We start from the raw sequence: 8802 nt of genomic DNA on the forward strand, positions 1-8802 counted from the left end.
TGCGATAACGGTTCACTGTATTCCGGATATGACAACACCTTGATTGAGCGATAAAAATTGATGACCCTTGCGTCACGGCTTGATACAACTTGTGTTGTTCTTTTTGGATATAGTTATCGTAAGATTAGCGAAGTAAAAAAGTGCGCGGGAAATGCGCGCTTGCTTCACAACATCAACTTAGAAGTCCTCCAAAATAAAGGAGATCAGGGCATGATCCACGCTGGCAATGCCATTACCGTCCAAATGCTTGAGGACGGAATTGCAGAATTCCGCTTTGACTTACAAGGTGAGTCGGTTAACAAATTCAACCGTGCAACGATTGAAGATTTCAAGGCTGCGATCGACGCAGTTTCCGCTGCTGACATTCAGGGTTTAATCGTAACTTCAGGCAAGTCTACATTTATCGTAGGTGCTGACATTACTGAATTCGGCGATAACTTTGCTCAAGGCGAACAGGCAATTGTTGACTGGGCACTACCAGTTCATGAAATTTTTAACAGCTTCGAAGACCTGGACATTCCTAAAGTTGCCGCGATTAACGGTATGGCACTAGGTGGCGGTTTCGAGATGTGCTTAGTTTGTGACTACCGCGTGATGTCAGAACAGGCGCAAGTCGGCCTGCCTGAAATCAAACTTGGTATCTTCCCTGGTTTCGGTGGTACGGTTCGTTTAAGCCGTCTGATCGGTATCGATAATGCAGTTGAATGGATGGCCATGGCTACTCCGAAAAAACCGGCTGCTGCACTGAAAGATGGTGCGGTTGATGCGGTTGTTGCTGCAGACAAACTGAAAGATGCTGCGATTGACCTGGTGAAACAGGCGATTCACGGCCGTTTAGACTGGCAGGCAAAACGCCAGGAAAAACTGGATCCAATCAAGCTGAACATGCTTGAGCAAATGATGGCGTTCAATACGGCGAAAGGTGCGGTTCTTGCAAAAGCAAACCCTGCTCAATACCCGGCGCCTAAACTATTGCTTGATTCTCTTCAGGCAGGTGCAAGCTTACACCGCGATGAAGCGCTTAAAGTTGAAGCTCAAGGCTTTGCGAAAGCTGCGGTAACTCCACAAGCGGGTGCGTTAATCGGTCTGTTCCTGAACGACCAGGTGGTGAAGAAAACTTCTAAGAAATATGAACAAGGTGCACATCCAGTGAACCAGGCTGCCGTTCTAGGCGCAGGGATCATGGGTGGTGGTATTGCTTACCAGGCGGCAAGCAAAGGCACTCCAATCATCATGAAAGACATTGGTAACCAGCAACTTGCACTGGGTATGTCTGAAGCGAATAAACTGCTGACCAAGCAGGTTGAACGCAAGAAGATGAAACCGGTGCAAATGGGTGAAACCCTTGCTCGTATCCGTCCTACTTTAAGCTATGACGAGTTTAAAGAAGTCGACATCGTGATTGAAGCAGTAACTGAAAACCCGAAAGTGAAAGGCATCGTACTGAAAGAAACTGAATCCAAAGTACGTGAAAACACGATTATTGCGTCTAACACATCTACGATTTCAATCACGCGTCTGGCTGAAAATCTGGAACGTCCTGAAAACTTCGTCGGTATGCACTTCTTTAACCCGGTACACATGATGCCACTGGTAGAAGTGATTCGTGGTGAGAAGACTTCTGCTGAAGCGATTGCAACGACTGTTGTTCTTGCTCAGAAAATGGGTAAAACACCAATCGTGGTCAATGACTGTCCGGGCTTCCTGGTAAACCGCGTACTGTTCCCTTACTTCGGTGCATTTGACCTGTTACTGAAAGATGGTGCTGACTTCCAGCAAATTGACAAAGTGATGGAAAAATTCGGCTGGCCTATGGGCCCTGCTTACCTGATGGACGTGGTTGGTATCGATACTGGCGTTCACGGTGCAGAAGTCATGGCTGAAGGCTTCCCGGATCGTATGAAACCTGATTTCAAAGGTTCAGTCCAAGTAATGTACGAAAACAACCGTCTGGGTCAAAAGAATGACGTTGGTTTTTACAAATACGAACTTGACCGTAAAGGCAAAAAAGCCAAAGTGGTTGATCCAACTGCATACGAGCTTGTGGCATCTGTTGCAACTGCTGAAAAACGCGAATTTGATCCTCAAGAGATCATTGACCGTATGATGCTGGCTTTCTGTAACGAAACTGTTCGTTGCCTGGAAGACAACATTGTTGCAACTCCGGCTGAAGCAGATATGGCGATGATCATGGGTGTAGGTTTCCCTCCATTCCGTGGTGGTCCATGCCGTTATATCGACCAGACTGGTGTAGCTGAGTATGTTGCACTTTGCGACAAATACGCGCACTTAGGTAAGGCTTATGAAGCGCCGCAATCATTGCGCGACATGGCCGCTAACAACAAAAAATTCTACGGTTAAGGAGTGACGTGAATGGCTACTTTAAATCCACGTGACGTTGTGATTGTTGATGGCGTACGTACTGCCATGGGCAAATCGAAAAACGGTATGTTCCGCAATGTACGTGCCGACAGCATGTCAGCTGAACTTATCCGTGCGTTGATGGTTCGTAACGAATTCGACCCGAATGAAGTTGAAGATGTGATCTGGGGCTGTGTGAACCAGACTCTGGAACAAGGGATGAACATTGCGCGTAATATCGCATTGTTAGCTGATCTTCCTAAGACTGTTGCAGGTCAAACGGTTAACCGTCTGTGTGGTTCTTCTATGCAGGCAATCCACACTGCGGCTGCACAGATCGCGACTAACCAAGGTGATATTTTCATCATCGGTGGTGTAGAGCACATGGGTCACGTAGGCATGATGCACGGCATCGACCTGAACCCTGCTGCATCTAAGCACTATGCAAAAGCATCAAATATGATGGGCCTGACTGCTGAAATGCTGGGTCGCATGAACGGCATTACTCGTGAAGAACAGGATGCGTTTGGTGTTGAATCTCACCGTCGTGCTTGGGCTGCAACTGAAAATGGTCTGTTCCAGAACGAGATCGTTGGCATTGAAGGTCATAATGCTGACGGTTATAAAGTTCTGTGCGATATCGATGAGGTGATCCGTCCAGATGCGAACCTTGAATCGTTCAAATCTTTGCGTCCAGTATTCGATCCGAAAGGCGGTACAGTGACTGCAGCGACTTCTTCAGCCTTGTCTGATGGTGCATCTGCAATGTTGTTAATGTCTGCTGAACGTGCTCAAGCTTTAGGTCTTAAGCCACGTGCTGTAATTCGCTCTATGGCGGTTGCAGGCTGTGATGCTGCGATCATGGGTTATGGTCCGGTTCCAGCAACACAAAAAGCGTTGAAACGCGCTGGTCTGTCAATTGCTGATATTCAAACCTTTGAATTGAACGAAGCCTTTGCTGCACAAGGTCTGTCTGTTCTTAAAGGCTTAGGCATTTATGATAAGCAAGACATCGTGAACCATAACGGTGGCGCGATTGCATTGGGTCACCCATTGGGTTGTTCTGGTGCGCGTATCACAACAACATTGTTGAACGTAATGGAACAGCAAGATACGCAAATCGGTCTTGCGACGATGTGTATCGGCCTGGGTCAAGGTATTGCAACAGTGATCGAACGTGTTTAATTTTTAAATACTTTGATCAAGAAAATCCTCGCTCTATGCGGGGATTTTTTATACAATATAATCAATTAGATAACAGACAATAAAATGCAACCAGAAGATATAGCTAAATTTAGAATAAAATATCCTAAAATAACCAAATTATTTGAAATCATTAATAATTTAGTATCTAAAAATTTAGTACGCTTTCTTTTATTGCCTATTATTTATGCTTTACCAGTATTTTTCATTAATTCTAGTTTTAGTAATAGTTCATTAGCTCATTTTATTACTGAAAATCTTGGAACTTTTGGGGTTCTCATTGTTGAAAAACAAGCTTGGATTATTATTAGTGCTTTTCTAATATATGCATTAATTACATATGGTTATTCATATATAAAGCTCATAGCTGAATATACAGAACCCCCTCCTCCAGATTTAAGTAAGCAACATGCGATTTCTATAATACAAACTTTAGAAATTATTGTTCAAACAAAATATAAAAGATTTATTGATACTCTTAAAATGAATACATCTGCTAAAGATATATTCAATACGATCACTCAGCCAAATTTACAGAAAGACATTATTATTCAAGCAATTAAAAGTCACTTAGAAATTCAATTTCCAAATACTTTAATCAAAGTTGGATTAATGCGTGTTTCAAATAAACTGTGTACTGAATGGGAAAATTATTTACCAACTCATATTGGACCAAAAACTCCAATAAATGTTTTGAACTCAAAAACAAGTTGTATTAAACGTAGTATTGAATCAAGAACATTAATAATTGTAGAAAATGCAACAGCAGAACTTAATAAGAATTCTAGTTCTAGATGTTATATAAATGGGATGACTCCACTCAATGAAAGCGGCTCACAAATATGCTTCCCTATTTTACACCCTATTACGAATGAGGTAATTTATGTATTAACTGTTTCATGCAATAAGCAAAATTCATTTAAAAATGAAGATTTTGAATTCTATCAATGGCTTTTAGGTGTTTTCACTCAAAGACTATTATTAGAAATATCCCTAGAAATTTTGAAAAATAATTTTCAACGAGAAAACAGTCATGCAGCATAAAAATGAATTAGAAAATAAATCTCAAAAATTAACAAAGCCTGAAGAAACAGCTATGCAACAATTAGAGATTCAAAATTTAAAGAAAAGAATAGAGGAACTTAATAAAATTTTAGAACAGTTCTCTAAAAATAATGCTAAATCTAAATAACTAATATAGCTATAATCTTTGAAAATAAAAATTAATTTAGCTTTGTTATCCCTTTGTAATTTCAGTTGAAAAATCAACCAATAAAATCCTATTTATGAAGCACTTAAATTTTATAAATGTATGATCAAGCCTCTTTTTTCCTATTTCCTTAAAAAGGTTGATATGAACATGCTTAAAACAATGATCGCGACTGCAATCGTAGCGACTTCTGCATCTGCAATGGCAACTGAAGTTCAAGTTGCGCCAGCAACTGTTGTAACCAAAACAACTCAAACTGTTGCTAAAGAAGCTGCTGCACCTGTACAAGCGAAAGTTGAAGCGACTCAAGCGACTGTTGCTGCAACTCAACAAGCGGCTGAAACTAAAGCTGAAGCAGTAAAAACAGAAGCGACGACTCAAGTAGAAACGGCTCAAGCTACAGCAGAACAACACGTTGAAGCTGCGAAAACTGAAGCAGTAGAAACCAAAGACGCGGCTGCTGAAAAAGCAGAAGTAAAAGCCGAGAAAAAAGGCTGGTTCTCTTTGTTTAAAAAAGCAGCTTAAGATTTTTTAAGCATAACAAAAGATGTCCGGGTGACATCTTTTTTTATTTTTAGCGCTCTCTGATTTAAAGTCAAAAATCTAAAAACTGTATAAATCTTTTATTCGACTTTTTGGGCTAGCATAGTCGCAAAATGCTGCTTAATCCGGTTGCCCTGTTCATCTACTCGGTGTAATTCACCTACATTTTCATTGTATTTCACCAGATTCCAGCCTTCATAATAGGCACTAAGCTGTCCCGGCTTAAAACTAAACGGAAAGTCTGGCTGTACCGGAATATCATCGGTATCCATCGCACAGACAATCAGGTTATAACCGCCCGGCACTGTCGCCTGCTGCATCTGTGCAATAAGAGGTGGAATGGTAGCGGCCTGTAGGAACATCATCACTACCGTACAGCAGATAAAGTCATATTGGCTCTGAATACTTGGGTCAAGATTTAAATCCCGTTGCTGAACCTGAATATTCCCGATTTCTTCGGCCTGAATGATCTGTCTTAAGGTCTGCAGACTATTTTCATTCACATCCCAGGCGTCAACTTCAAAACCGTTCTGGCTCAAATACAGCGAATTGCGGCCTGAACCACAACCGACATCCAGCGCACGGCCACCCTTTAAATACGGCATAGCCACCAGAATTTCCGAATGAGTCGGGCTTAGCTGATATTTTTTGCTGAAGTAATTCTCAGGTTTGCAGTAAAAACGCAGCTGACATTCTGCATCTTCACTGGTAGAAATAATCTTATGCCATACCTGTGGTTCAATAAACGGTGGTTGCTGCTCTGGCGTAAATACATGTTCAGACTGTATATGACCTGACTGATCCAGCATGGCAAAATGCAGCTCACCTTTAAGAACGGTCAGCTTTGCCCAAGTCCCCGCTTTGGTATTATGTGGCTGCTTGAACCCTTGTGGAATAGCTTGCTGTGACCAGACCGGAAATTCTTTATAACATCTCAGTTGTTGCATAAAAGCTTGTGCTCCCTATCTTCTCTTTCCGCCTGCAAGCATGCTTCTGGATATTCATTTTTCTCAAGCATAGTTGGTTCTATTACAGATGAGAACTGGTACATCTTTGATGTAAGCAATGCAGCAGGACTGATCGATCTAGCAAGAAAACCTCAATACAATTTAGCGCATAAAAATCCATAAGACCCTTATATTTAGAGTTTTTTCTCTGCTTCTTTAAGAGCCTGCTGATCCACTTGAGTCATTTGCTGGTTAAGCTGCACTATTTCCTGATAGAGCTTATTGAATTGCTTTAAGGGTGCATCTTCATAGAACATAAAGGTCTGGTTTTTCTTTTCCCATTTATTGTTTTTCAGCACCAGAAATAACTGGCCTGCTTTGGCCAGACTCTGTTTCTCAATTTCAAAAATTGCATGGGCATTATCCTGCTGCTGATTGGCTTTCAGATTATCTGCCAGCTGCTGACGATAGCGATTTTTAATATCCAGCTGTTTCACCTGCTCTAACTGCTGGGTTGCCCGCTGTTGAATTGTCTGTTCATAACCCTCGACAATTTCATGCACGCGCTTCAGCATGGCTTCGGTTTCTTTATAGTCTTGAGCCTGATCTTTGGCTAAGCGGTCAATATCCAGAAAACGATCCCAGTTCGCTGCTTTGAGGTCACGTAAGTACTGATTACGAGCCTCGGCACGATCACGCATCTGTCCCAAAATAAACTGAGCCATCACAGCATAATCCCCGTCCAGGCGATCATCTTCCAGATCGATCTGAATCGGTTTAGACCAATCCTGTGCCTGCTGCAAAATAGATCCGGTTTTTTCTTCCAGTACCGTTTCATATTCCTGCAAATCGGCCTGCTGTTTTTGCTCTACAGAATTTTGATAAAATAACCAGATCAAAATTGCCAGTACCACTCCAGCGATAATCATAAAAACACGGGGCATCTACACGCTCCAGGTCTGTCATCCAGATCTTATTGATTTTTTACACTATGCTTATTTTTCCAGCATAATTCAAGACATAGAACTTTTCACATTTGTGAATGTGCTTTCTCAATACTGAAAAAATGAATCCAGTAAAAAGCCTGAAGAAAGGAAATAAGTTTTTAACCCACCCTTTCTCCATGACGTGATCTGGCTATACCGAAACTGACTGACCTGATCAGCCTGGCCCATCGGATTGTGGGCTAGCGCGAACCGGAAGGCAGACTGAGCTCAAGCCGATTCGGATCAAACTGTTCCCGGACGATCTGGACATTGGTGGCATTCCGGTCAATACCGAAAGGTTGCAGAATTACATAGATTCCGTTTCTTGGATCTGAAGACTGCAAGCCTTGCGCTACTGCCAGTACATATTCTCGGAACACAGTAGGCAAACTGTCCAGATCAGGATTAGGCGCTGCTGCCCCCATGTCAATATTTGCAACAACATCACCATCGACACTATAAGCTTGGATATCGCGTTCAATTTTCATCAGGCGCATCTGCAAAGCCTTACGCTGGCTGGCACCTTCCTGATAAGGCGTGATTTCCGTCACAGCACGCATTTCAGGCTCAGCCATGACAGTTAAGGTGGGAAGTACCGTTGTTTCAGAATGAGCAGGAGTTGCGTGACTCAATATAGGGAGAGTAAAAGCAGTACAGGTCAGCATTAGGCCCAAGCTTTGAATGGATTTTAGGAGATTCATCTTATTACCCCTCGGTTGGAAAAGGGAAAGCGTCAGATTAAATCTTACAAGTAATACAGCTTCTTATTGTTAAGTTTGATAAACGGTCAATCGAACCCATTGCACCCTGATAAAACCAACCATCAAATCAGGAACAAAGCTCCTAAAAAACATAAATTAATCAGAAGTTAAATTTAAAAAAAGCAAAAATCCCCGGTTTGCGGGGATCGACCTGCATTACTGGCTCGTCCTTTAAGGAGATCTTGGAAATTGTGCTACAGGGGATGGATTGTTGTAGTTTTCTAATAAGCCCAGATTCACCTTGTCCAGATTGATCTGTAATTGAAGGCCACGCCCTGGCTGCATGCTGCTGCTACGATCGATCCCGACATTCTCCAGCAGTGTATACAGCCCTTGGGTTGGATCACTAGATTGTAAGCCTTGGGCAATAGTCATCACATACTGTTGCAGTGCAGGTGACAGTAGACTCAAATCTGGAGCTTGGGTCGGCTTGATATCGAGGTTTGCCAGCACATTTGGATTGACCATGAAATTCTCTGCATCCTTGGTTCCTCGGATTACCTGATGCTGCAAGGCAAGACGATTGGCTTCATTCTCAATAAATGGAACATAGCCAGTTTCATTACTCATTTCAGGTTCAGCCATAATGGTCATCGTCGGCAAGGTAAGCACCGGTTTCTGTTCTTCCGCGTGTACTCCTATGCTCAATGTACCTAACAGAATCCCAAATAAAGATATTTTTATACTATTCATGGGCTTTCCCCTACTTCAAATTTCACAACCTGAATGCCTTCATCGGTTGCTAAAGTCTGTATTTAATCTAGGGTGTGTTGACACTTTTAGCTTAAAAA

Annotated in this window: 9 protein-coding genes; 5 read left to right on the forward strand and 4 right to left on the reverse strand. The window is 42.2% G+C overall.

Annotated elements, in window-relative coordinates; genetic code table 11:
* The first annotated feature begins 210 nt into the window (after positions 1 to 210).
* The 5 genes from fadB (at position 211) to RJ01_RS14310 (ending at position 5299) form a co-directional block, all read left to right on the forward strand.
* A complete protein-coding gene (gene fadB, locus RJ01_RS14295; RefSeq protein ID WP_034171576.1) occupies positions 211 to 2361 on the forward strand; it encodes a fatty acid oxidation complex subunit alpha FadB in 2151 nt (716 codons plus the stop codon).
* Positions 2362 to 2373: 12 nt separating this feature from the next.
* Positions 2374 to 3546 carry an acetyl-CoA C-acyltransferase FadA gene (gene fadA / locus RJ01_RS14300; RefSeq protein WP_034171577.1) on the forward strand — a complete coding sequence of 391 codons (1173 nt, stop codon included), beginning with the start codon at positions 2374 to 2376 and terminating at the stop codon, positions 3544 to 3546.
* An 84-nt stretch (positions 3547 to 3630) separates the two neighbouring features.
* Positions 3631 to 4608 carry a hypothetical protein gene (locus RJ01_RS14305; RefSeq protein ID WP_034171578.1) on the forward strand — a complete coding sequence of 326 codons (978 nt, stop codon included), beginning with the start codon at positions 3631 to 3633 and terminating at the stop codon, positions 4606 to 4608.
* Entirely contained in the window at positions 4598 to 4756 is a 159-nt protein-coding gene (locus RJ01_RS16300) for a hypothetical protein (RefSeq protein WP_161792068.1), read from the forward strand. Before RJ01_RS14305 ends, RJ01_RS16300 begins: the two co-directional genes overlap by 11 nt.
* A gap of 162 nt (positions 4757 to 4918) precedes the next feature.
* Entirely contained in the window at positions 4919 to 5299 is a 381-nt protein-coding gene (locus tag RJ01_RS14310; protein ID WP_034171585.1) for a hypothetical protein, read from the forward strand.
* Between the two features lie 98 nt (positions 5300 to 5397).
* Here the strand turns inward: RJ01_RS14310 and tehB are convergent, their stop codons facing one another.
* From tehB to RJ01_RS14330, 4 genes are all read right to left on the reverse strand, one after another.
* A complete protein-coding gene (gene tehB, locus RJ01_RS14315) occupies positions 5398 to 6264 on the reverse strand; it encodes an SAM-dependent methyltransferase TehB (RefSeq protein WP_034171579.1) in 867 nt (288 codons plus the stop codon).
* A 194-nt stretch (positions 6265 to 6458) separates the two neighbouring features.
* Entirely contained in the window at positions 6459 to 7208 is a 750-nt protein-coding gene (locus tag RJ01_RS14320; protein WP_034171580.1) for a hypothetical protein, read from the reverse strand.
* A gap of 242 nt (positions 7209 to 7450) precedes the next feature.
* Positions 7451 to 7951 carry a hypothetical protein gene (locus RJ01_RS14325; RefSeq protein ID WP_034171581.1) on the reverse strand — a complete coding sequence of 167 codons (501 nt, stop codon included), beginning with the start codon at positions 7949 to 7951 and terminating at the stop codon, positions 7451 to 7453.
* A 231-nt stretch (positions 7952 to 8182) separates the two neighbouring features.
* Positions 8183 to 8704 (reverse strand): hypothetical protein, encoded by a 522-nt coding sequence (locus RJ01_RS14330; protein WP_034171582.1) that lies wholly within the window; start codon positions 8702 to 8704, stop codon positions 8183 to 8185.
* Positions 8705 to 8802 lie beyond the last annotated feature (98 nt).

The organism is Acinetobacter sp. YZS-X1-1 (assembly GCF_000804305.1).
Lineage (GTDB): Bacteria > Pseudomonadota > Gammaproteobacteria > Pseudomonadales > Moraxellaceae > Acinetobacter > Acinetobacter variabilis.